This is a genomic window from Bacillus cereus group sp. BfR-BA-01347 (genome assembly GCF_022663835.1).
In the GTDB taxonomy this organism is placed as follows: domain Bacteria; phylum Bacillota; class Bacilli; order Bacillales; family Bacillaceae_G; genus Bacillus_A; species Bacillus_A thuringiensis_K.
Window position 1 is genome coordinate 514840 of the sequence record NZ_JAKUGG010000001.1, and the last position, 22636, is coordinate 537475.

Genomic DNA, 22636 nt, shown 5'->3' on the forward strand with positions numbered 1-22636 from the left:
TAAATCTTAATGAATGAAGTGAAAAATTTCTTTCGAAGTAGAGGGTTTCAACGGTTTCTCGTTTTAATAATATTAGCGTTAGTATTATATGGATTAAAAAGTATGATCAACTTAATATTAATTACGTTTATACTGACATTTTTAATGGATCGATTCCAACGTTTTATTTCAAAGAAATTGAAAGTGGACCGGAAAATTGTTATTGCCTGTTTGTATATCATATTAGTTTCCTTTATTGGCACGACATTGTATAAATATTTACCTGTGCTAACGATACAAATTTCACAATTAATTTACCAATTTAAACTATTTTTTCAAAATCCACCTGATAATGAAATCGTTAAATATGCACTTTCGACAATTAATGGGATGGAAGTATCAAAATATATAGAACAAGGTGTAGATGTCATCTATCAATCGATAGCAAATATAGGGAAGGTAAGTTTACAAATATTATTATCTCTAATTTTAAGCTTATTTTTCTTATTAGAAAAAGAGCGTATTATTACATTTACATCTAAGTTTAAAGATAGTAAGTTAAAAATGTTTTATGAGGAAATTGCATATTTTGGTGAAAGATTTGCAAGATCGTTCGGCAAAGTAATTGAAGCACAGTTTTTAATTGCGGTTGTAAATTGTATTCTTACTGTCATTGCATTAATTGTTTTAGGATTTCCGCAGCTTCTTGTATTAGCTGTTATGATTTTTCTACTAGGATTGATTCCTGTTGCAGGTGTGATTATTTCTTTGTTTCCACTTTGTATCATTGCTTACAACGTAGGTGGAGTTATGTACGTAGTATACATACTTGTGTTCATTACAGTCATCCATGCTCTTGAAAGTTATTTTTTAAATCCGAAGTTTATGTCTGCAAAAACAAATTTACCAATCTTTTATACATTTATGATTCTCATCTTCTCAGAGCATTTCCTCGGAATATGGGGGCTTATTATCGGGATACCAATCTTTATCTTTTTATTAGATGTACTTGATATAAATAATGAGGATGCGATTAAAAAATAAGAAATGATAGAAAATCACTAAAAAGTCATAGGAGATAATGAAAATAAAAAGCAATCCAAAATAAATTGGATTGCTTTTTTATTTTCATTAAAGAACCGGAGCCATTGTTTCTTTCAATACTTGAACAGAGTGATCGAATTTTAATTCTTCGTCTTCACTTAATTCAACCTCTAAAATTTCACGAACACCGCCGCGATTTAAAACAGCAGGTACCCCGATATACACATCTTTTTGACCGTATTGACCTTCTAAGTAAGCCGATACAGTTAATACACTATTTTCATCATTTAAAATTGCTTTTGTAACACGTAGAAGCGACATACCGATACCATAGTAAGTTGCACCTTTACGCTCAATAATATGGTAAGCAGCATCACGGACGTTTATGAAAATTTTGTCTAAATCTTCTTGATTATACGTGTTGTCTTTTTCAAGCAGTGTTTGTAGTTTTTGGATACCAACGGAAACATGGCTCCAAACGGGAAGTTCAGTATCGCCGTGTTCTCCGATAATATAAGCGTGAATGTTGTGTGGACCAATATCGAAGTACTCACCTAACATATAGCGGAAACGAGCAGAATCAAGCGTTGTACCAGAACCGATTACACGTTCTTTCGGTAAACCAGATTCTTTCCAAGTTACGTAAGTTAAAATATCTACAGGGTTTGTTGCGATTAAGAAGATGCCATCAAATCCGCTATCCATAATACTGCGAACGATTTGTTTGAAGATTTTGGCATTTTTCTCAACTAAATCTAAACGTGTTTCGCCTGGCTTTTGTGGTAATCCAGCTGTAATAACTACAAGGTCAGCATCTTTACAATCTTCGTAGCTGCCTTTCCATACCCTAGTTGGAGCTGGGGCGAATGGAACAGCATGACTTAAATCCATTGCTTCCCCTTCAGCTTTTGCCTCATTTACATCGACTAAAACAAATTCTTCAGCTACGGCCTGGTTAATCATGCAGTAAGCATAACTACATCCAACTGCTCCTGTTCCTACTAATACAACACGGTTAATACCTTTTTTCATTTCAAAATTCCTCGCAATTTCATTGATTTTATTATGTAAGATAATACGTCTTACTTCTATAGAGTCATATCTAGTTTATTACATTTTATAAAAGATATTCAAGTATTTGAAAATGTATCCGTGTAGTTTCTTGCATGAAACATAGGAAGTAAGTTAACCGAATATAATGCAATAAAATCCTTTATTGAAGGGGAAAAGACCATGATGCAGCCATTAACGATGGAAAGAATGCTTCATATTATTAATGTGGGGCTCGTTAAAACGAAGAATCCAAAGCAGATTATTATTGTTGGTGCAGGAATTTCAGGTTTAGTTGCAGCATCGTTATTGAAAGAAGCAGGGCATAAAGTAACAATTTTAGAAGCGAATAATCGAATAGGCGGAAGAATATATACGATCCGTGAACCGTTTAGCAGAGGTTTATATTTTAATGCAGGACCAATGCGGATTCCTGATACACACAAGTTAACTTTAGCTTACATTCGTAAATTCAAATTGCCGTTAAATCTTTTTATAAATAAAACCGTTTCAGATATTATTTATACGAATAATATTAAAACGAGATTGAGCATATTCGAAAAAAATCCAAGTATACTTAGATATCCTATTTTAGAGAGCGAAAAAAGTAAAACGGCAGAAGAGTTAATGTTAGATGTATTAGAGCCGATTCTAAATTATATTAAGAAAGATCCTAATAAGAATTGGAGTATTGTTGAGAAAAAGTATAAAGCATATTCGCTCGGCACATTTTTAACTGAATATTATTCAGACGGTGCAATAGATATGATCGGTGTACTTCTTGATATGGAAGCGTATATGGGAATGTCTTTAATTGAAGTATTACGAGAAATGGTCTTCTTTACTTCAACGACGAAATATTATGAGATAACGGGCGGGATGGATGCATTACCAAAAGCATTTTTATCGCAGTTAAATGAGAATATATTTATGCGGTATAAGGTTGAAAAAATTATACAAGAAAATAGCAAAGTGATGATGCAAGTAAACCATGAACAAACTATAGAGAGATTCATGGTTACAGGTGATGTTGCAATTGTTACTATCCCATTTTCAGCTTTACGTTTTGTTGAAATTCAGCCTTACAATCTATTTTCTTATTATAAAAGACGAGCAATTCGTGAATTAAATTATATTGCTGCAACGAAAATTGCGATAGAGTTTAAAAGTAGATTTTGGGAGAAAGCGGGACAGTGTGGCGGTAAATCTATTACCGATTTACCGATACGGTTTACATATTATCCGAGTTATGGCATTCAGACACCAGGAGCAGCTACCGTTTTAGCGAGTTATACGTGGGCAGATGAGGCGTTAACATGGGATAGTTTACCGAATAGGGAACGCATTCGTTACGCATTAAAAAATTTAGCAGAAATATACGGTGACATCGTCTATAGTGAGTTTGTCACTGGAACATCTTTTAGCTGGAGTAAAAATCCGTATTCTTGCGGTGCATTTACAGCTTTCGAACCAGGCCAAGAGCTCGAGTTATTTCCGTATATTACACCACCATCTGGAAAAGTACATTTTGCAGGAGAGCATACGACATTAACACATGGATGGATGCAAGGGGCAATTGAGTCTGGAGTAAGAGTTGCATATGAAGTAAATGAACAGTGAATCTCTTATATTTACAAATGGTCATTCTTTTAATAAAATGATAAATATAAATCGTAATTATTACGCTTTGAATACATTTGAAGTAAAGAAATGGATGGTCGGTTGAATGAATAAAGTGGAGATTCATATATTAGGTGGTTTTTTAGGTAGTGGAAAATCAACATTATTACAAAATTTATTGTTAGCAGAGAAAAAGAAGAATAGAAAAGTTGCAGTATTAATGAATGAAATTGGTGAATACTCGGTAGATACAGATATTATTGGAAAAGAGAATGTTTTAAGAGAACTTCTTAAAGGCTGTATTTGTTGTACGTTAAAAGAAGAGCTTGAAATACAATTACATTCGTTATACCAACAAGAAAGACCAGATGTGATTTATATAGAAACGACAGGTGTTGCACATCCAATTGAAGTGTTAGACGCGTGTGTCTCGCCAATTTTAGCTCCTTTTCTGGAAGTGAAATCAATTGTAGTCGTTTTAGATGCAGTAAGGTGGTTAAACCGAAGTATATTAAGTGCAAATGTACAACAGCTATTGCATGAGCAACTGAAATTTGGTAGTCACATTCTTGTTAATAAAGCAGATTTACTAACAGATGAAGATAAGAACACAGTATTTGAAGAAGTAAAGGCAATAAATGATCATGCGAAAATGTATGAGACAAAGTATTGTAATATATCTTTAAAAGATATAGAGAAAGCAGAATTTCCAAATGATGAGGAACATGAGACACTACATGTCAAACAGCATTTACATATACAAACGATGACGTATCAATTTTCGAAACCGATTGATCAAGACAAATTATATGAATGGCTTTCGAATTTACCAGATAGTATTTATCGAGTGAAAGGTTTTGTGAAATTCCATGGAGATAAATACCCTCACCTATTCCAATATTCGTTCGGAGTACCAACTTTATTAGAACAAGACTTCGGTTTCCCGACAAACTTAGTAGTAATAGGAGAAGGACTAGATAAGAAACAATTGGCTGAAGGGTTAGAGAAAGTAGAACTTAACTCTAATTAAGGTGAAAAGACTAACTTAAAAAATAAGTTAGTCTTTTTGTATGGTCATTACTGAAATGAAACAGTATTTTCAATTGGATTGCAGAATATATATTGATTGTATGTCCGTTTCCATTACATAGGAAGGTGATTATATATTTGTGCCGAATGTAGAGGGTACTACAAGAGTTTTCCATTATCTATCGAATTAGTTAGTCATGATTACGGACAGGGGATTTTGGCGTGTTTGATTCTATCAGAAAGTAAAGTATGGGGAGGATCACAATGTCGATGAAAAAACGTAAGTGGCTAAAGACAATGTTTACTGGTTGTGTTTTAGGTTCGTTATTAATAACGGCAGCTTGTTCAGGAAAGAAAACAAGTACAGAGGATGAAAAAACGATTAAGGTAGGAGTCCTTGCTTCTTTAACAGGACCGCTAGAATCGTATGGAAAACAAACAGTGAACGGATTTGAATTAGGGTTAGATTATGCAACTGGTGGAACTGGGAAAGTAGATGGGAAAAAGATTAAGTTTGTTGTAGAAGATACAGAAACGAAAGCGGATGTAGCAGTTAAAAAAGCTACGAAGTTATTAGAAGAAGAGAAAGTTGATTTTTTAGTTGGATCGTCTAGTTCAAGTGATACGTTAGCGGTTTTACCACTGGCCGGGGAATATGAAAAGATTATGGTTGTAGAACCGGCAGTTGCGGATAGTATTACCGGGAAGAACTGGAATAAATATATTTTTAGAACTGGAAGAAGTTCCTCACAAGATGCGATTGCAGGAGCAGCAGCAATTGCGAAAAAAGATGTAAAGATTGCGACATTTGCCCCAGATAACGCTTTTGGTCGTGAAGGGATTGCTGCATTTAAAGCGGGTGCGAAAAAATTAGGTGCGAACATTGTGAATGAGCAATACGCGGATACAAATTCAACAGATTTTACAGCGAATATTCAAAATATCATTAGTTCAAAACCAGATTACTTATTTATCGTTTGGGCAGGGGCAAATTCACCTTGGAAACAGTTGAAAGATATGAATGTGGAAGCGCAAGGTATTAAAATTTCTACAGGTGCGCCAGATATACCAGCATTAAAAACAATGGATGCATTAGTAGGTATGCAAGGTTTTTCTGTATATTATCACACACTTCCAAAAAATAAAGTGAATGATTGGCTAGTTGAAGAGCATAAAAAACGTTTTAATGGTGCAGTGCCAGATTTGTTTACAGCGGGAGGAATGTCAGCAGCAATTTCTATTGTAGAAGCCTTAAAGAAAACAAAAGGTGATACAGATGTAGATACATTGATTAAGAAAATGGAAGGAATGGAATTTGATACACCGAAAGGAAAGATGAAGTTTAGAGAGAAGGACCACCAAGCGATGCAGACGCTGTATTCTGTCACATTGAAAAAGCAAGATGGTGTTGATTATCCGGTGCCAGTATTAGAGCGAGAATTAACGATGAAAGAGACAGAACCACCAGTTCAAAATAAATAGACTGAATTTTCTGTTGTTTTTGTATAAAGAGGGGGGACCCTCTTTATACATATTTCTTTCATACTCACGGCTTTAAAGGGAGGGATTTCGTGACACATTTGCTAGAGACGAAAAATCTTAGCGTATCTTTTGGTGAACATCATGTTATTAAAGATGTAAATTTAACTGTCCAAAAAGGAAAGCTCATTTCTATTATCGGGCCAAATGGTGCGGGGAAGACAACATTATTTAATTTACTAAGTGGACAGATTTCACCCACAACAGGTGAAGTGTATTTTAAAGGGCAAGATATTACAAAACTATCGATTTCAGATCGAACACGCTTAGGAATCGGTCGCTCTTTTCAGCTTACAAACATATTCCCAGAATTAACGGTACTTGAAAATGTCCGTTTAAGTGTTCAATCATTCGTACAAGATTACTATAGTTTTTTCCCGAGTCCAGCAAAATTAAAGCAACAAGTTGGAGAGGCGAGACGTTTCTTAAAAACAGTATTACTTCACGAGAAAGAGAACGTATTAGCGAAAGATTTGGCACATGGAGAGAAAAGAAAGCTAGAACTTGCGATGTTATTGGCTTTAAAAACGGATGTGTTATTACTTGATGAGCCGACGGCAGGTATTTCGGTTGAGGAGGTCCCTGCTATATTACAAGTGATTGAAAATATTAAGAAACATCCAGAGAGCACAATTGTACTTATCGAACACAAAATGGATATGATACTAGGTTTGTCAGATCATCTTATCGTTTTATTTCATGGAGAGTTATTGGCTGAAGGATTGCCAGAAGAAATTATGAAAGATGAGCGTGTACAAAGTGCTTATTTAGGGGGATTATATAGTGGCACTATTACAAGTGAATAATATAGAAACGTATTTAGATCAGTTTCATATTTTGCAAGGAGTATCTCTTGCTGTTGAGAAAGGGACAATTACTGTACTGTTTGGTAGAAACGGGGCAGGGAAAACAACGACATTACGTTCAGTTATGGGGTTTCACCGCATTGCAGATGGTGAAATTTATTATGATAGTGCAAAAGTAAGTGGATTACCTACACATTTAATTTCAAGGAAAGGAATAGGGTATGTACCAGAAAATCAAGGTATTTTTCATGATTTGACAGTAGAAGAAACATTCGCTCTTGCTAGGGGAAAAGGTGAGGAAGTAGAAGGGAAAATAGAGTGGATGCTGGAACTATTTCCGGATTTAAAGCAGTTTTGGAATAAGAAAAGTGGGCTCTTGAGCGGAGGGCAAAAGCAAATGTTGGCTATTTCAAGAGCGTTTATTAATAGTGATGGATTATTACTTATTGATGAACCGAGCAAAGGGCTATCCCCGATAATGGTGGAGAAATTAATGGTAGCTATTTTGAAGATGAAAGAGAAAACAACAGTTTTACTTGTTGAGCAAAATTTTATGATGGCCAGTCAAATTGGCGATTATTTTTACATTATGGATAACGGACGAATTGTTCATAACGGTTTTATGAATGAATTAAAAAAGGATAAGGAAATGTGTCATAAATATTTAGGAATCTCTTAACATGAATCCGAGGTGAAAAGGGTGGATGTGTTAATCAATTTATTTGTAAATGGGATTTCAACAGGGATGCTCATTTTTTTGTTAGCATCAGGTCTTTCACTTATTTTCGGTCTAATGAGTGTTTTAAACTTTGCACACGGTGGTTTATTTGCATGGGGAGCATTTACAGGTGTTTGGTTATTTAATATGACAGGAAGTTATATATTAGCTTTAGTTGGAGCAGTAGCCATGGGAATGTTCCTAGGATTTATTTTAGAAAGGTTTCTTATTAGACCGGTATATGGAAATCATGTTCGACAGCTGCTCGTTACGCTTGGAGGAATGCTCGTTCTTAGTGAGTGTATTAAAATATTTTGGGGGCCAAACCCTATTAGTGCAAAATTACCGTTATGGTTACAAGGAAGTTTTACATTCGGAGGTATTATATTAATTAAATATCGTCTATTTGTTATTTTTATTGGGATAATTATTTACATTGCACTACTACTATTACTCAAAAAGACGAAGATAGGTCTTATGATCCGTGCAGGTGTAATGGATAAAGAAATGGTTCAAGCGCTTGGTATTAATGTAAAAGCGATATTTTCTTTCGTCTTTTTATTAGGAGCAGGGATGGCAGCTTTGGGAGGATTCTTATTAGCACCGTATTCGGGCGTTATTTTCGCCGAGATGGGCATGCAGTATGCAATTTTAGCTTTTATAGTAGTAATTATCGGTGGATTAGGAAGCGTACAAGGTTCAGCTATTGCTTCTTTAATTGTTGGATTAGCTGGTGCTTTTACAGCGTATTTTATACCAGATTTATCACTTGCAATTAATATGTTAATGTTACTATTTTTCTTAATAGTGAAGCCAACTGGACTTGTTGGTGAAAAGGGGTGAAATGGTGAACAGCACATCGGACCGAATTAAAGTATACTTCGGAGTATGTATGCTCATTTGTTTAAGTGTATTTCCGTTCGTAAATGATTCACGGAGCCTGTTAATTTTGTTCACTCAAATCTTCATCTTTGCTATTTTTGCAATGAGTTTTGATGTATTGCTTGGGTATACAGGAATTGTATCGTTCGGTCATTGTATGTTCTTTGGGATAGGAGCATATGGGGTAGCGCTTTTATTTGATCGACAAGGCGTATCAATAACGAACTTTTTAATTGGAATAGTAGCTGCAATTATCATTTCAGCAATCGTTAGTTATATAATTGGTTTACTTTCTTTACGGCTGAAAAGTCATTTTTATGCGATGTTAACACTTGCTATTTCACAGTTGTTTTTCGTCCTTGCTGAAAAATGGCGTGGGCTCACTCACGGAGGGGATGGTTTTACATTTGGTGTACCAGACGTATTCCGTGATCGTTTTACGTTTTATTATGTAACACTTATATGTTTACTTATCATTTTTGTTCTGTTACGTCTTTTCACCAAATCTTCTATTGGAAAAGTATTAAAGGCAATTTCACAAAATGAGCAACGTGTTGAAGCACTAGGATATAAAGTGCTTCATTATAAAATTATTGCTAGCATTGTTGCAGGAGTAGTAGCTGCGATTAGCGGTGGTTTATTTGTTATCACTTTACGCTTTGTTAATACGACTGTATTTTCAATTGAAATGACATTAAATGCATTATTGATGACAATGATTGGAGGCGTCGGAACGTTAATTGGAGCAATTGCAGGAGCTGGAATTATTGAATCTCTGAAATATTATTTATCAGAACTAGCTACAGAGTATCCGATTTTTGAAAGATGGACGATTATTCTTGGTTTATTGTACATTATCGTATTGCTAGTTTTCCCGAAAGGATTAGTTGGCACGGTTAAGGGACTGAAGAATATGAAACGGAATAAGAAGGGGAAAAGTGCAGAAGTGGAGCAAAATGTGTGAAAAATCAATTGTATAGAATATGAAAATCCCTCTTTTAGATTCATAAAGGAGGGATTTTTTATTAACCAAATAGTTCATCAGGGATTTGTTTAAAAGAGTTTTGATTTGTAAAAAAATGAACAGCTAATTTCTCAACTGGAACATCTTCAATTGGTACCAATTTATCATTTTTAATCGGTAAAAAAGCTATTCCTTTTCCATCATCAATAAACTCTTCCATAAGCGAATAAGAATCCAACTGTTGAAGTTGTTGCTGAGATAGATTGTTTTCTTTTAGAAATTGTATTGTCTTATTCCTAAAAGGGCACTTTTTGTCATTGCTAACGAAGAAAATTTCTTTTGAATAATCAATGGTACATTTTTCTTTCGCTTTTAATAAGCCTACAGAAATTGAGGTCGTGAACACTTTTTTAAACGATGCGTCAGGATAACCCTCATAAGTTATGACCATATCAACTTTTTGTTGCTGAAGTAATTTTTGCAAATGACTACTACTTTCTACATATATTTGATAATTTCTGAAGTTTTCTTCAATACGCTTACTTAAATAATTTGTCAAAATAGATTGTGACGTCGCTATTATATAAGAAGAACCACTCGTTTTAATTTCATCTTTTACTTCTTCTAATAGAGTTAATATTTTATTCGTGTAATCTAATAAAATGTCACCAGCAGGTAACAAGGAAACGCCTTTGTTATCTCTATGTAGTAAAGGCGTTTCTAATTCTTGTTCTAATTTTTTGATTCGCTCAGTTACGTTCGGTTGAACATATCCTAACTCTTTAGCAGCTTTACTAATAGAACCCTCACTGGCTACAGTTTTGAATATAATAAGATCATTTATTTCCATGTATCTCAGCCCCTTATGCACTATCATTATAAATGATACCAAACATAATTTATACCTATTTTACGTTAGCCACTTATCGATTTATCATAATGTATATAAGATTGAAAGCGAGTGATAAACATGATTGGAATGCAATATAAGGTCATTCTTCCAAAGGATTATGACATGGAAATTATTAAGAAAAGGGTAAAGGATAATGGCTATAAAACTGATGGTTTCCAAGAACTAAATTTTAAAGCTTATTTAATTACGGAAACGGAGAAAGACGGGAATTTTTATAACTGCTATGCACCTTTATATATTTGGAATGGTCATGAAGGGATGAATAAATTTATCTTTGAAGGGTATTACGATAATATTTTACAATCGTTTGGTTGGCAAAAAATACATATAGGTGTTCCATTAGTTGTTAATCTAAGTGGTGATTTTAAGAATTGTAAGTATGTTGTTGAATACGTGGGGAGTATTTCTCAAAAGAATTCATTGATTGAAACTCAATTTAACATTTTTAATAAGAATGTCCAGAATACAGAAAATTGTAAAGGGAATGTAATAGTGTATAACCCAGATAGGTGGGGATATAGTCAGTTTGAATTTTATGAAGTAAAGCCTGAGACTGAAGAGATAGAGGATATTACAATATATGAGATTTTACACATTTCACAGTAGATGCGGAATTGAAATATAAATAAATTATTTATAAAAAATCCATTTTGATTCAAGTAATAATTTTCAAAATGGACTTTTCTTAATTATCTTATGTATATTCAAAACAAATGACTGCTTTTCTTAATTCTTTATTAAAGAATAAGTAAATACGATCGGCACCATAAGCTTGAAAATAATAACCTGTAACAAATCCAACATATGTAAAGGGATGTCCGTATTCATCTTTTGGTACATATAGAAGATTCGTAAAATCAAAAATTTCGTCTTCGTTATCGCAGTTTTCTAATAATTCTTCACCTTCTTCTGTCATAAAACGAACATCATCTAGGATACCATTTATCATGGGATAATTTAATCCCCAGCCATTTGTTTGTTTTTCAGCAAACTCTCGTTCTAATACTTCTACAGATGTTATTTCTTTTCCAAAGCTAGAATAAGGATAAATTTTTTGATTACGTTGAAAATATTCTTTACGGATTTGATAATTTCTTTCATTACTCTCGTAGGCTTGTTCTATTATGTCAGAATTATTTTGTTCGATTTCGAAATAATTCCAATCCGCTTCAAATTTATATTTTCCATTAATGACATCGAATCCTAATGTATCTACTTTCGTAAAATTTGTGTGAAATGGTTTGGTGAAATCACCCACGCAACCATCATGGATTTCTTTTGCTGACACAATATGTAACCATTCGTCCAATTCCGGTTTAATACATTGTAAGTTTATAGAACAAATGGGTAAAAAGTGCTTTTTATGTTGTTCCAAATCATCATAAAATATGTCTTCATATTCAGGAAATGGTTTTATAAATTGTTTAGAAATATGCATGTTCTGCCCACCTTTATATTAGTACTTTGTTTAATTTTATCATTTTATTTGAATTTTTTCTTATTTAAAATTTTATAATACTCATAGTTATGGGAAGAAAGAGTTCGTAAGTAAGGTGGATATCTTATTGTTAAAATTTTATCATATATCGAACAGTTGAGAGATGATGCGAAGTAAGACTTCATACTTATACATAGCCTTATTACATTCGACACATAGCGACAATATACTGTTCATTTATCTGTTAGTATAATATATAGTTTTTGGGGATTTTTATCATTTTCACATTGGGGGAAGGGAATTTATGTTTAAAAAAATCGCGACAGTCACTTTAGCAGGGACGTTAGCTTTCAGTTTATCGGCATGTGATGAGAAGAAAGAAGTAGCTAAAACTGTATCAAATAATACGAAGGAAGAGCAAAGTAGTGCTAAAAAAGAAAATACGAAGAATGAAGATACAAGAGAATATAATGTTGAAAAAACTACTCAAATTAGAAATCAAAAATTAACAGTCCATAAAGTACAAATAGCACAAGTGGCAGAATATGACAAGCTGGAAAAAGGTAATGAGTTTGTTATTGTTCATGTTACAGTAGAGAATATTGGTAATCAAAAAGTTAGAATTAATCCATTAGATTTTTACCTTGAAAGAGGAGATGGAAGTATCGTGGACCATACATTTTCAACTAGTAATAAAAATATTTTTAAAATTAAAGATGTAGATCCAAACGGTAAGTTAACAGGAGCCATAACATTTGAAGCGAAAAAAGGTGATTCTAATCTTGAATTAATTTATAGACCTGATGTTATGTCTAAAGAGGAAGTAAAAGTAGAACTTAAATGATTTATCCCGTAAGAGCCCGATTGGTGTAAACAAGGGCCTTTTATGCAAACTTATACAACTTTTACATGAAGACGGTATGCTCAAATGAATTTACGGTACGATAAAAGAAAATAATAGATTAGAAGACGATGTGAATTTCAAACATATTGTTTTGAAAACAAAAAATAAATGCATGATAAGGATTGGCGTTGGAGCTTAATCCTTTTTTTTATGGAGGTGTAGAGAATGGCAAGTAGACCTAATACTACACGAGTGATGCCTTTAGTTAAGTACAAGTAAGGTGAGTTATATATAAAATGAAATTATTTCTTGCATTACTATCACTTGAGTGGTAAAGTGATAGTAAGATTAACGCTAGGAAGTGACAAAACATGCGTGATAATACGATAGGATCATTAATATGGTTACGTTTAATACGATTTACGAACCAAAGTAATCAAATGTCAAATGAGTTTTTAAAACGTTTTGATTTAACGACAGCTCAATTTGATGTGCTTTTGCAAATACGTACGTATCAACCACTAACACAAATGGAGTTAGCTGAAAAGGTAACTGTTACACAAGGTGGCATTTCTCGAATGTTAACTCGTCTTGAAAAAGAAGGATATATTGTACGAAAACAAGATTGGAAAACGAAAACAATTAGTCTTACAGAGCAAGGAGAAGCAGCTTTAGAGAGAGCATTGCCAGAGCAACTTGCATTTCAATCATCTTTTTTTGATGATGTATTAAATGAAGAAGAACAGAAAATATTATACGAGCTAATGACGAAAGTTCATAAGCATAGTGAAAAAAAAGAATTACCGAAAGAGTAATTTTTTTTACAACATCAATTGACTAATCAAGTGAAGTTGTAGGCAATAGGAAAATACATTTGACTTACAAACATTTTTAAAAGAGAAACTAATAACACTCCATTAAAGGAGAGAGTAATGATGGAAAAATACCGTATGGATACAAATAAAGGGATGGAGTTTGGATTATATTCAATTGGTGATCACGTTTTAAATCCGCATAACGGAGAGAAAATTAGTGCAGAACAAAGAATTCACGAACTAATTGATACAGCTAAGTTAGCGGATGAAGCTGGACTTGATGTATTTGCTGTCGGTGAAAGTCATCAAACGCATTTTACAACACAAGCTCATACAGTTATTTTAGGAGCTATTGCACAAGCTACGAAAAATATAAAAATTGCAAGTTCAGCAACGATAGTAAGTACATCTGATCCGGTACGAGTATATGAGGATTTTGCTACAATTGACTTAATTTCTAATGGACGTGCAGAAATCGTGGTTGGTCGTGGATCTCGTATTGGGGGATATAGTTTACTTGGTTATGACGTGAATGATTATGAAGAATTATTTGAAGAGAAGATGGATCTTTTATTAAAAATTAATAACGAGGAACATGTAACTTGGAATGGACAGTTCAGAGCACCACTTGCATACGCATCGGTTATTCCAAGAGCGAAAAATAATAATTTACCAATTTGGCGTGCAGTTGGTGGCCCACCAGCTAGTGCGATTAAAGCAGGGCGTGCGGGTGTGCCAATGATGATAACAACACTAGGTGGTCCAGCTATTAACTTTAAAGGATCAGTAGATGCTTATCGTGAGGCTGCTGTACAAAGCGGATTTGATCCAGCTAGTTTACCAGTTGCGACAACGAGTTTATTTTATACGGCAAAAAATTCACAAGATGCACTTAGTGAATATTACCCTCACATTAATGCTGGTATGCTCACACTGCGCGGTGGTGGGTATCCGAAACAGCAATTTACAAATGCAATAGATTACCGTGATGCTTTAATGGTTGGTAGCCCACAACAAATCATTGAGAAAATGCTTTACCAATATGAATTGTTTGGCCAACAACGCTTTATGGCACAAATTGATTTTGGCGGTGTACCATTTGATAAAATTGAGAAAAATATTGAATTAATTGCTACTGAAATTTTACCAGCCGTTAGAAAACATACAGCAAAATAAATAAAAAAACTGAGAGTCTAATCGATTCTCAGTTTTTTTATTTGTTCTGGAAAAATGACAAAAAAATGAACTTTTAGTCGAGGAAGAGGGAAGTTATTTTCTATTTTTGAATAACATTATTTTGAGTTTGAATTTTGAAAATACATTTTTCTCTTGACAAAAAACAAGCATTTATCGAGGGTGGTTTCGAGGACATTTTTTCGGGTGAAAGTCAAGTGTATGAAGAAAAAAACGATTGTTTTATAGATATAAAAGTAAGCCGTATATTGAAAAAATACATTTTGCTAATGAGAAAAATCTGATTCAAAAAAATGACAAAAGACATATTTCAGACAAAATGATGTCAATAATACGTCAAAAATAACCTGAATTTACTATGCAGGTATATTATACAATTCGATTAACGAATAAAACACTACAGAAATAGTGAAAAGGTAAAAAATAGCATTACAATAGTTTGAAAAACTGAAATTTCATATTTTTCGACAATACATACAAAATGTTTTTGTCTTTTCGTATTTCTTAATAATTGAGTTTGATAAGATTGCTCAATTAACTTTTATTATAAAAACTATGAAGGAAGTGATTTTAGTATGGAAACGCTCGAATTGGCACGAATACAGTTCGCATCAACAACGATTTTCCATTACTTTTTTGTTCCGCTGTCAATTGGTTTAGCTTTTATTATTGCGATCATGCAAACGTTGTATGTGGTAAAAGGGCAAGAAGTATATAAGAAGATGGCAAAGTTTTGGACGCAATTATTCCTTATTAACTTTGCAGTAGGTGTAGTAACAGGTATTTTACAAGAATTTCAGTTTGGTATGAACTGGTCAACGTATTCACGTTTTGTAGGTGATGTATTTGGTCCCTCGCTTGCAATTGAAGGATTGCTGGCATTTTTCATTGAGTCTACATTCCTAGGTTTATGGGTATTCGGTGAGGATAAATTACCGAAGCGAATTCACTTAATGTGTATTTGGCTCCTTTCCATTGGAACGATGTTATCAGCATTCTGGATTTTAACTGCAAGTGCATTTATGCAGTCACCTGTCGGGTATGAAATGGCAGCGGATGGTCGTGCGCAAATGAATGATTTCTTAGCCATTATTCAAAACCCACAACTATGGGTACAATTCCCGCATACAATTACAGCGGCAATTGCAACAGGTGCATTCTTTATTGCTGGTGTAAGTGCATGGAAAATTACAAAAGGACAAGAAACTGTAGTATTTAAAAAATCTTTCCGAATTTCTATCATTGTTGGAACAATTACAACGGCGCTTGTATTATTCTTCGGTCATGCACAAGCGCAACAATTAATTAAGACACATCCAATGAAGATGGCGGCAGCTGAAGCGCTATGGAATACAAGTGAGGATCCAGCACCATTTACAGTATTTTCGAAAATTGATACAGAGAAGAAAGAAAATTCGTTTGAAATTCAAATCCCTTATATGCTAAGTCTATTATCGTATGATAAGTTTAGCGGTCAAGTTGAAGGGATGAATCAAATTCAAAAACAATATGAAGAAAAATATGGTCCTGGAGATTATATTCCTCCAGTGCATACAATGTTTTGGAGTTTTAGAGCGATGGTAATGAGTGGAACATTCATGCTTCTTCTAGGAGCTTACGGATGGTTCTTATCAAGAAAAGATCGTTTAGCTGAAAAAACGTGGTATTTAAAATTAATGGTGTATGCAATTTCTCTTCCATTCATCGGTAATACAGTAGGGTGGATTATGACTGAAATGGGTCGTCAACCTTGGGTTGTATTTGGTGTAATGAAAACAGAAGATGCTGTATCACCAAATGTAACATTCGGTGAAGTATTATTCTCACTTATTTCATTCACATCAATGTATTTAATTATGGGTGGAATTTGTGTGTACTTATTTGTTCGTACCATTAAGGGCCACAAGAATAAGAAAACGAAAAAGGATTATCAAAGCCATGATCCATTTGATAAGGAGGAAGAGTATGTTATCTCTTAATGAGTTATGGTTTTTAGTTATTGCAATCTTATTTATTGGATTCTTCGTACTGGAAGGTTTCGACTTTGGGGTAGGAATGGTTTCGAGGTTTTTAGGAAAGAATGATTTTGAAAAACGAGTTTACTTAAATACAATAGGACCGTTCTGGCACGCGAATGAAGTATGGCTTGTTTGTGCTGGCGGAGCGATGTTTGCGGCATTTCCGCACTGGTATGCAACTTTATTTAGTGGTTTTTATATTCCGTTTGTATTTATGCTCCTTGCTTTAATTTTAAGAGGTGTTTCCTTTAAATTTCGTGCGAAAATAGATAATCATAAATGGAAGAGTGCGTGGGATTGGGGGATGTTTATTGGAAGTATGTTACCTCCTATCCTTTGGGGAGTTGCGATTGCAAACTTTATGGTAGGTGTACCTATTGATGAGAGTAAAAATGTTGTAGGTGGATTCCTGCAATTACTTCATCCATTTGCGTTACTTGGGGGAGTAATGTTTCTCCTACTATGTATTGTTCACGGATTACAATTTCTTACGATACGTACAACTGGTAAATTGAGAGAACGTGCACGAATTGCTGCAATAAAAATTGCACCATTTTCATTAATTACACTTCTTGTTTTTGCTGGTGTGGGGTTATGGAAAACCGACATTTTCACTGCTCATGGAACAGAATGGATTATGGTACCAATCGGAGCTTTTGTAGCACTATTAGTGTCCACTTTATTAAATAAAAGAAGAAGAGATGGTTGGGCTTTCTTTATGACGAGTTTAACAATCATTTTACTAAGTGCGAGTGTATTTATCGGTATGTTCCCACGTGTTATGATTAGCTCTTTAGGAGCAATGAATGATTTGACAATTTACAACGCAGCATCAGGAGCTTATGCATTAAAACTTATGACTTACTTTGCGATTGCTATTTTGCCTTTCGTTATCGGAAGTCAAATATGGAGTTATTATGTATTTAGACAACCTGTTAAGTCAGACAACGATTTGGAGTACTAATGAAAAGAAAAAGAGGACTTCCGTCTTATCCCGGTAGCCGTATTTTATATGTAGCGTTAACGATTATTAGTATTTTAGAAGCTTTTAGTATTATTGCGCAAACAATCTTTTTAGCACGAGCTATTACGTTTTTATTTCATGGAGAGACAGTACAAACAATATTAAGTGAAATTGTTTATTTTGGTATCGCGTTTGCAGCGCGACACATAGTAGTTCGAACATCACAAATATTAGTGGAACGTTTTGCTGAAAAAACAGGGTCGTTACTAAGAAAACAACTAATAGAGGCATATTTCACATTAGGTCCAAGGTATGTTCAAACTGTCGGAACTGGTCATCTGGTTACCTTATCAATTGAAGGGATTGAGAAATTTAAAACATATATTGAATTAACGATTCCTAAAATGATTAGAAGTAGCATCGTTCCAGGTCTAATTGTACTATACGTTTTTACGCTAGATATTGAGTCTGGAATCATTTTAGTTGTAACGATTCCTATCGTGATCATATTTATGATTCTTCTCGGATTAGCAGCGCAAAAAATGGCAGATAGTCAGTACGAGATATATCGTGTACTTTCGAACCATTTTGTAGATACGTTAAAAGGTTTAGAAACATTAAAGTATTTAGGGAAAAGTGAACAGCACGAAGGAAAGATTGAAAAAGTAAGTAAAAGGTATAGAAAAGCAACGATGCGTACTTTGCGAGTTGCTTTTCTTTCTTCTTTTGCATTAGATTTCTTTACGAGTTTATCAATCGCGTTTGTGGCAGTTGGATTAGGGATACGTTTAATAGATGGAACGATTATACTATTACCAGCCCTAACAATTTTGATTTTAGCTCCGGAATATTTTCTGCCGATTAAACAAGTGGGAGCAAATTATCATGCAACATTAGATGGACAAATTGCGATGGAGCAAATAGAAGAGATTTTGCAACAACAAAAAAGAATACAAAAGAAAGATTTAAATGAAGATATAGTATGGAATGCCTCTAGTAGCTTGAAATTACAAGACATCAAAGTTAATAATACTGAATCTGAAAAGGCTATATTAGAAGGAATTAATTTTACTTGGGAAGGTAACGGTGCTATTGGTGTTATTGGTGAAAGTGGTGCAGGCAAATCGACGTTAATCGACGTATTAGCAGGTTTTTTATCTCCTTCGAGTGGAAAGATGTTAGTAAATGGTGTAGAAGTTGATGGATCTACTCGTGAAGATTGGCAAAAAAATATCGCTTATATTCCGCAGCAACCTTATATTTTTCCGCTTTCATTAAAGGATAACATTCGTTTTTATGAAACAAATGCAACAGATGAAGAAGTTGAAAGAGTTATTAATGAAGTCGGCCTTCGTTCACTCGTTACATCACTTCCAAATGGGATGCACGAAAGAATTGGGGAAGGTGGACGTATGCTAAGTGGCGGACAAGAACAGCGTGTTGCTATGGCGCGTGCACTTTTAAGTAAAAAACCAATCATTTTATTAGATGAGCCTACGGCACATCTTGATATTGAAACCGAATTTGAAATAAAGCAAGCGATGTTACGTCTATTTAATGGAAAGTTAGTATTTTTAGCAACCCACCGTCTACATTGGATGAAACAAATGGACCATATCCTTATTTTAAATAAAGGGGAAATGAAAGAAAGTGGGACGTATGAAGAACTTTTAGAGAATGAGACATTACATTTTCATAGGGAAGAGAGGGGAGAGAAATGAGTAACTGGGTTAAACCTTATATAAAACAAAATAAAGGTAGAATGACTTTAACTATTTTCCTTGGTCTTCTTGGAGTTAGTTCAGGAGCGATGTTACTTTTTATTTCAGGTTATTTAATCTCAAAATCTGCCCTTAGACCAGAAAATGTAATGGCTGTATATGTTCCTATTGTTGCAACAAGAGCGTTTAGTATAGGGCAAGCTGTATTTCATTATATAGAGCGCTTAGTCGGACATGATGTCGTACTACGTATATTAGAAAAAATGAGAACGAGGCTATATAGAATAGTAGAACCACAGGCGTTATTTTTCCGTTCTCGATTTCAAACGGGTGATATGTTAGGAGTGTTATCCGAAGATATAGAGCATTTGCAAAACCTATATTTACGTACAATATTTCCTAGCATATTAGCGCTAGTTGTTTATAGTATCTTTGTACTTGTTATCGGTGCATTTGATTTTGTTTTTGCACTTATTGTAGGTTGTATGTTAGCTATTATCGTTTTTCTTCTTCCGTTTGTATCATTACTTTTGATGAAGAAACATCATGTTACTTTAAAGCAAGGCAGAAGTCGTTTGTATCAACAACTGACGGATGCTGTTTTTGGATTATCTGATTGGCAGGCAAGTGGTCGTAAAGGTGAATTTATTAATGAGTATGTAAAACAAAATGATCAGTTGTTAAAAATCGAAAAGAGAGTGAAACGCTGGTATCATATTCGGGACAGTATCATTCAATTAGTAGTAGGTATTGTAGTTATTTCGATGATTATATGGACTGGAAATGAAGCGGCAAGTGAACAAATTGCTCCTACAGTTATCGCAGCTTTCGTATTAATGACTTTATCTGTAACGAACGCGCTTCTTCCTATTGCAGATGCCATCGATCGAATACCGTCGTATGTAGAATCTACCCATCGTCTTAATGGCGTAGAAAGTGATAGTGTTTTACATGATGAAACGGATTTGCATGGAGAGAAAGATTATATTGAACCAAAACATGTAGATATTGAACTGAATCACGTATCGTATAGTTATCCAGATAGTAATGAGATTGTATTAAAAGATGTATCATTACAAATAAAAGCAGGGAAGAAAATTGCTATTTTAGGGAGAAGTGGGACAGGGAAATCTACTTTACTAAAATTGTTAACAGGGGCGTTAAGCCCAGTAAATGGCCAAGTTGTACTAAATGGTGAACGAGCTAATACGAATCTTTTATCTAAATATATTTCTGTATTAAATCAAAAGCCGCATTTGTTTGATACGACAATTGGAAATAATGTACGAATTGGCAAACCAGAGGCGACGGATGAAGAGATATGGAAAGCTTTAGAGAAAGCACAATTAGCTTCACATGTTACTTCTCTTCCAGACGGATTACAAACAAAAATGCATGAAATGGGAAAGCGGTTTTCTGGTGGGGAAAGACAAAGGGTTGCTTTTGCTAGAACTCTTATGCAAGAAACACCAATTATTGTACTTGATGAACCGACTATCGGTTTAGATCCAAAAACAGAATTGTCTTTAATTGAAACAATGTTTTCTGCAACGGAAGAAAAGACGGTTATTTGGATTACGCACCATCTTGTAGGAATAGAACATGTAGACGAAGTTATATTCCTTGATCGAGGCCAAATTGTCATGCAAGGTAGTCATAAACAACTTCTGAAAGAAAATGAAAAGTATCGTAAACTTTATGAGTTAGATAAAGGAATATGATTTGAATAAGCAATAATTGTAAAAATAGCTACACCTAATGGTGGAGCTATTTTTTTTGTTAGATTGCAGGTGTATATGATTGTTACGAATTAAAAATGAATTTCATATTATACATATAATGGAGGGGATGTACATGAAGGAACAATATAAAATCATTGTTTTAAGTGATGAATTATCAGGGGATAGGATTCGAAATACGTTAGACAAAAATAAATGTAAAACAATAGTTCATGTTGTGGACGTTTCAGATGTTGTTCGTATAGAAAGTTCTTTTCAATATATAGTCATTTGGAGAGGGGACGCAGAAAAACTTACAAATGATTTGATAAATAGGGGCGTGCAAAGTTCAAAAATTATTAATTTAACAAAATACATGTATGAATGGAAGGATAAATTAATTTCTATCTATCAAATAAATCCGGATCTTATGTCTTTATACATTTCTATGAAAAAAGCAAAGAGTGATCCGACGTATGAATTGTTTGCTACCGGTTTGTCTTATCCACATTGTGGCATAAGTACGGAGCTTCTCTCAAAAAAGTCAATAAAATTAACACTTCCATCGCAAGATCTATACTATGATTATTTAATAGCGTCACAACTTTTATCAAACAATCATTCATTTCAATATTGTTTAATAGGAATAGCCTATTTTTCGTTTTACTTTGATATGTCGTTATCATCTGAATCATATAGAATTCACAAAGTATATTATCCATTGTTTCAAGATGGTCATCATACTGTAGTTCACTCTCCTCTACCCACTGATGGATTCTCACATCTAAATACTCCGAAACCACTTCTTTCTATTTTTAATTTGCATTTTGAATATATTTTATTAGACGAACTAAAAGATGAATCATTGATACTGCCTTGGATAAATGCTGAATGGAATACTACTTCTCTTCATATTCCTTTTGAAGAACACGGGAAAATAAGAGCAGCTTCACATGCTAAATTGGTGTATCCTCATACTTTAGTTGAAAATAAAATAATTTTAAAAAAATATTTAGAATTACTGTTAAAAAATGATATAAAGCCATTAATTGTTGTATTCCCTGTTACTTCACATTATTTTAATTGTAGTAGTAAGAAATTAAAAGAAGATTTTTATAAAGTTATAAATGATTTTCAAACTCAATATTCTTTTCAAATTATAGATCTATTTGATTCGCCATTATTTTATGATGATGATTTTTATGATAGTGATCATATGAATAAAAAAGGTGCAAATAAAATGTCCGCATTATTAAATATGTTTATTGAGGAACGAAAAGTATGATAATTTGTTTCATGTTTGCATAAAAGTATATAGGCTCCATACAGTTAAAGTAATGTGATTTTTGTGTCGCGTATATAAATAATATGCGAAGAGGT

At 33.8% G+C, this 22636-nt stretch carries 20 protein-coding genes; 17 read left to right on the forward strand and 3 right to left on the reverse strand.

Annotated features, from left to right (window positions below):
- The first annotated feature begins 9 nt into the window (after positions 1-9).
- Entirely contained in the window at positions 10-1023 is a 1014-nt protein-coding gene (locus tag MR143_RS02570) for an AI-2E family transporter (protein WP_001006570.1), read from the forward strand.
- Positions 1024-1110: 87 nt separating this feature from the next.
- Here MR143_RS02570 and MR143_RS02575 read toward each other — a convergent pair whose 3' ends face one another.
- Positions 1111-2055: an L-lactate dehydrogenase gene (locus MR143_RS02575; RefSeq protein WP_000715321.1), complete on the reverse strand. Its 945-nt coding sequence runs from the start codon at positions 2053-2055 to the stop codon at positions 1111-1113.
- A 201-nt stretch (positions 2056-2256) separates the two neighbouring features.
- Between MR143_RS02575 and MR143_RS02580 the strand changes: the two genes are divergently transcribed.
- The 7 genes from MR143_RS02580 (at position 2257) to MR143_RS02610 (ending at position 9631) form a co-directional block, all read left to right on the forward strand.
- Positions 2257-3693, forward strand: coding sequence for a flavin monoamine oxidase family protein (locus MR143_RS02580; RefSeq protein WP_000983558.1), 1437 nt, complete (start codon positions 2257-2259; stop codon positions 3691-3693).
- A gap of 106 nt (positions 3694-3799) precedes the next feature.
- Complete coding sequence (locus MR143_RS02585; RefSeq protein WP_001044945.1) at positions 3800-4723, forward strand: CobW family GTP-binding protein; 924 nt, start codon at positions 3800-3802, stop codon at positions 4721-4723.
- 263 nt (positions 4724-4986) lie between these two features.
- A complete protein-coding gene (locus tag MR143_RS02590) occupies positions 4987-6204 on the forward strand; it encodes a substrate-binding domain-containing protein (RefSeq protein WP_000062001.1) in 1218 nt (405 codons plus the stop codon).
- Positions 6205-6293: 89 nt separating this feature from the next.
- Complete coding sequence (locus MR143_RS02595; RefSeq protein ID WP_000149324.1) at positions 6294-7067, forward strand: ABC transporter ATP-binding protein; 774 nt, start codon at positions 6294-6296, stop codon at positions 7065-7067.
- The gene (locus tag MR143_RS02600) at positions 7045-7746 is read left to right on the forward strand and encodes an ABC transporter ATP-binding protein (RefSeq protein ID WP_001196696.1); all 702 of its coding nucleotides are present in this window, start codon (positions 7045-7047) and stop codon (positions 7744-7746) included. The genes MR143_RS02595 and MR143_RS02600 overlap by 23 nt, the downstream gene beginning before the upstream one ends.
- Before the next feature lie 21 nt (positions 7747-7767).
- Positions 7768-8628: a branched-chain amino acid ABC transporter permease gene (locus MR143_RS02605; RefSeq protein ID WP_242280608.1), complete on the forward strand. Its 861-nt coding sequence runs from the start codon at positions 7768-7770 to the stop codon at positions 8626-8628.
- A 49-nt stretch (positions 8629-8677) separates the two neighbouring features.
- Positions 8678-9631 (forward strand): branched-chain amino acid ABC transporter permease, encoded by a 954-nt coding sequence (locus MR143_RS02610; protein WP_002163942.1) that lies wholly within the window; start codon positions 8678-8680, stop codon positions 9629-9631.
- Between the two features lie 61 nt (positions 9632-9692).
- On the opposite strand, the gene MR143_RS02615 is transcribed toward MR143_RS02610, so the two are convergent.
- Positions 9693-10481 carry a LysR family transcriptional regulator gene (locus tag MR143_RS02615; RefSeq protein WP_000404992.1) on the reverse strand — a complete coding sequence of 263 codons (789 nt, stop codon included), beginning with the start codon at positions 10479-10481 and terminating at the stop codon, positions 9693-9695.
- A gap of 120 nt (positions 10482-10601) precedes the next feature.
- On the opposite strand from MR143_RS02615, the gene MR143_RS02620 reads away from it, so the two are divergent.
- Positions 10602-11150, forward strand: coding sequence for a DUF4865 family protein (locus MR143_RS02620; RefSeq protein WP_000579905.1), 549 nt, complete (start codon positions 10602-10604; stop codon positions 11148-11150).
- An 88-nt stretch (positions 11151-11238) separates the two neighbouring features.
- On the opposite strand, the gene MR143_RS02625 is transcribed toward MR143_RS02620, so the two are convergent.
- Entirely contained in the window at positions 11239-11982 is a 744-nt protein-coding gene (locus tag MR143_RS02625; RefSeq protein WP_242280609.1) for a siderophore biosynthesis protein, read from the reverse strand.
- Positions 11983-12286: 304 nt separating this feature from the next.
- On the opposite strand from MR143_RS02625, the gene MR143_RS02630 reads away from it, so the two are divergent.
- The 8 genes from MR143_RS02630 to MR143_RS02665 all read left to right on the forward strand — a co-directional run bounded on the left by MR143_RS02630 (position 12287) and on the right by MR143_RS02665 (position 22541).
- A complete protein-coding gene (locus MR143_RS02630; protein WP_000473158.1) occupies positions 12287-12826 on the forward strand; it encodes a DUF4352 domain-containing protein in 540 nt (179 codons plus the stop codon).
- 371 nt (positions 12827-13197) lie between these two features.
- Positions 13198-13641: a MarR family winged helix-turn-helix transcriptional regulator gene (locus tag MR143_RS02635; protein ID WP_001205522.1), complete on the forward strand. Its 444-nt coding sequence runs from the start codon at positions 13198-13200 to the stop codon at positions 13639-13641.
- Between the two features lie 120 nt (positions 13642-13761).
- Complete coding sequence (locus MR143_RS02640; RefSeq protein WP_000417562.1) at positions 13762-14817, forward strand: LLM class flavin-dependent oxidoreductase; 1056 nt, start codon at positions 13762-13764, stop codon at positions 14815-14817.
- Between the two features lie 593 nt (positions 14818-15410).
- Positions 15411-16814: a cytochrome ubiquinol oxidase subunit I gene (gene cydA, locus MR143_RS02645; RefSeq protein WP_000448869.1), complete on the forward strand. Its 1404-nt coding sequence runs from the start codon at positions 15411-15413 to the stop codon at positions 16812-16814.
- Positions 16801-17817 (forward strand): cytochrome d ubiquinol oxidase subunit II, encoded by a 1017-nt coding sequence (gene cydB / locus MR143_RS02650; RefSeq protein ID WP_000950080.1) that lies wholly within the window; start codon positions 16801-16803, stop codon positions 17815-17817. The genes cydA and cydB overlap by 14 nt, the downstream gene beginning before the upstream one ends.
- On the forward strand, positions 17817-19538 hold the full coding sequence (gene cydD, locus MR143_RS02655) for a thiol reductant ABC exporter subunit CydD (RefSeq protein ID WP_000824022.1): 1722 nt from the start codon (positions 17817-17819) through the stop codon (positions 19536-19538). Before cydB ends, cydD begins: the two co-directional genes overlap by 1 nt.
- Positions 19535-21259, forward strand: a complete 1725-nt coding sequence (cydC, locus tag MR143_RS02660) for a thiol reductant ABC exporter subunit CydC (protein ID WP_000073652.1) — start codon at positions 19535-19537, stop codon at positions 21257-21259. Before cydD ends, cydC begins: the two co-directional genes overlap by 4 nt.
- Positions 21260-21392: 133 nt before the next feature.
- Positions 21393-22541, forward strand: coding sequence for a hypothetical protein (locus MR143_RS02665; protein WP_000664250.1), 1149 nt, complete (start codon positions 21393-21395; stop codon positions 22539-22541).
- Positions 22542-22636 lie beyond the last annotated feature (95 nt).

What these genes read in the sequence shown, in the direction of transcription:
- MR143_RS02640 (WP_000417562.1), top strand. Translation starts at nt 13,762, where the DNA reads ATGGAAAAATACCGTATGGATACAAATAAAGGGATGGAGTTTGGATTA.
- cydB (WP_000950080.1), top strand. Translation starts at nt 16,801, where the DNA reads ATGTTATCTCTTAATGAGTTATGGTTTTTAGTTATTGCAATCTTATTT.
- MR143_RS02615 (WP_000404992.1), bottom strand. Translation starts at nt 10,481, where the DNA reads ATGGAAATAAATGATCTTATTATATTCAAAACTGTAGCCAGTGAGGGT.
- cydD (WP_000824022.1), top strand. Translation starts at nt 17,817, where the DNA reads ATGAAAAGAAAAAGAGGACTTCCGTCTTATCCCGGTAGCCGTATTTTA.
- MR143_RS02635 (WP_001205522.1), top strand. Translation starts at nt 13,198, where the DNA reads ATGCGTGATAATACGATAGGATCATTAATATGGTTACGTTTAATACGA.
- cydC (WP_000073652.1), top strand. Translation starts at nt 19,535, where the DNA reads ATGAGTAACTGGGTTAAACCTTATATAAAACAAAATAAAGGTAGAATG.
- MR143_RS02575 (WP_000715321.1), bottom strand. Translation starts at nt 2,055, where the DNA reads ATGAAAAAAGGTATTAACCGTGTTGTATTAGTAGGAACAGGAGCAGTT.
- cydA (WP_000448869.1), top strand. Translation starts at nt 15,411, where the DNA reads ATGGAAACGCTCGAATTGGCACGAATACAGTTCGCATCAACAACGATT.
- MR143_RS02585 (WP_001044945.1), top strand. Translation starts at nt 3,800, where the DNA reads ATGAATAAAGTGGAGATTCATATATTAGGTGGTTTTTTAGGTAGTGGA.
- MR143_RS02625 (WP_242280609.1), bottom strand. Translation starts at nt 11,982, where the DNA reads ATGCATATTTCTAAACAATTTATAAAACCATTTCCTGAATATGAAGAC.
- MR143_RS02665 (WP_000664250.1), top strand. Translation starts at nt 21,393, where the DNA reads ATGAAGGAACAATATAAAATCATTGTTTTAAGTGATGAATTATCAGGG.
- MR143_RS02630 (WP_000473158.1), top strand. Translation starts at nt 12,287, where the DNA reads ATGTTTAAAAAAATCGCGACAGTCACTTTAGCAGGGACGTTAGCTTTC.
- MR143_RS02610 (WP_002163942.1), top strand. Translation starts at nt 8,678, where the DNA reads ATGCTCATTTGTTTAAGTGTATTTCCGTTCGTAAATGATTCACGGAGC.
- MR143_RS02580 (WP_000983558.1), top strand. Translation starts at nt 2,257, where the DNA reads ATGATGCAGCCATTAACGATGGAAAGAATGCTTCATATTATTAATGTG.
- MR143_RS02620 (WP_000579905.1), top strand. Translation starts at nt 10,602, where the DNA reads ATGATTGGAATGCAATATAAGGTCATTCTTCCAAAGGATTATGACATG.
- MR143_RS02590 (WP_000062001.1), top strand. Translation starts at nt 4,987, where the DNA reads ATGTCGATGAAAAAACGTAAGTGGCTAAAGACAATGTTTACTGGTTGT.
- MR143_RS02570 (WP_001006570.1), top strand. Translation starts at nt 10, where the DNA reads ATGAATGAAGTGAAAAATTTCTTTCGAAGTAGAGGGTTTCAACGGTTT.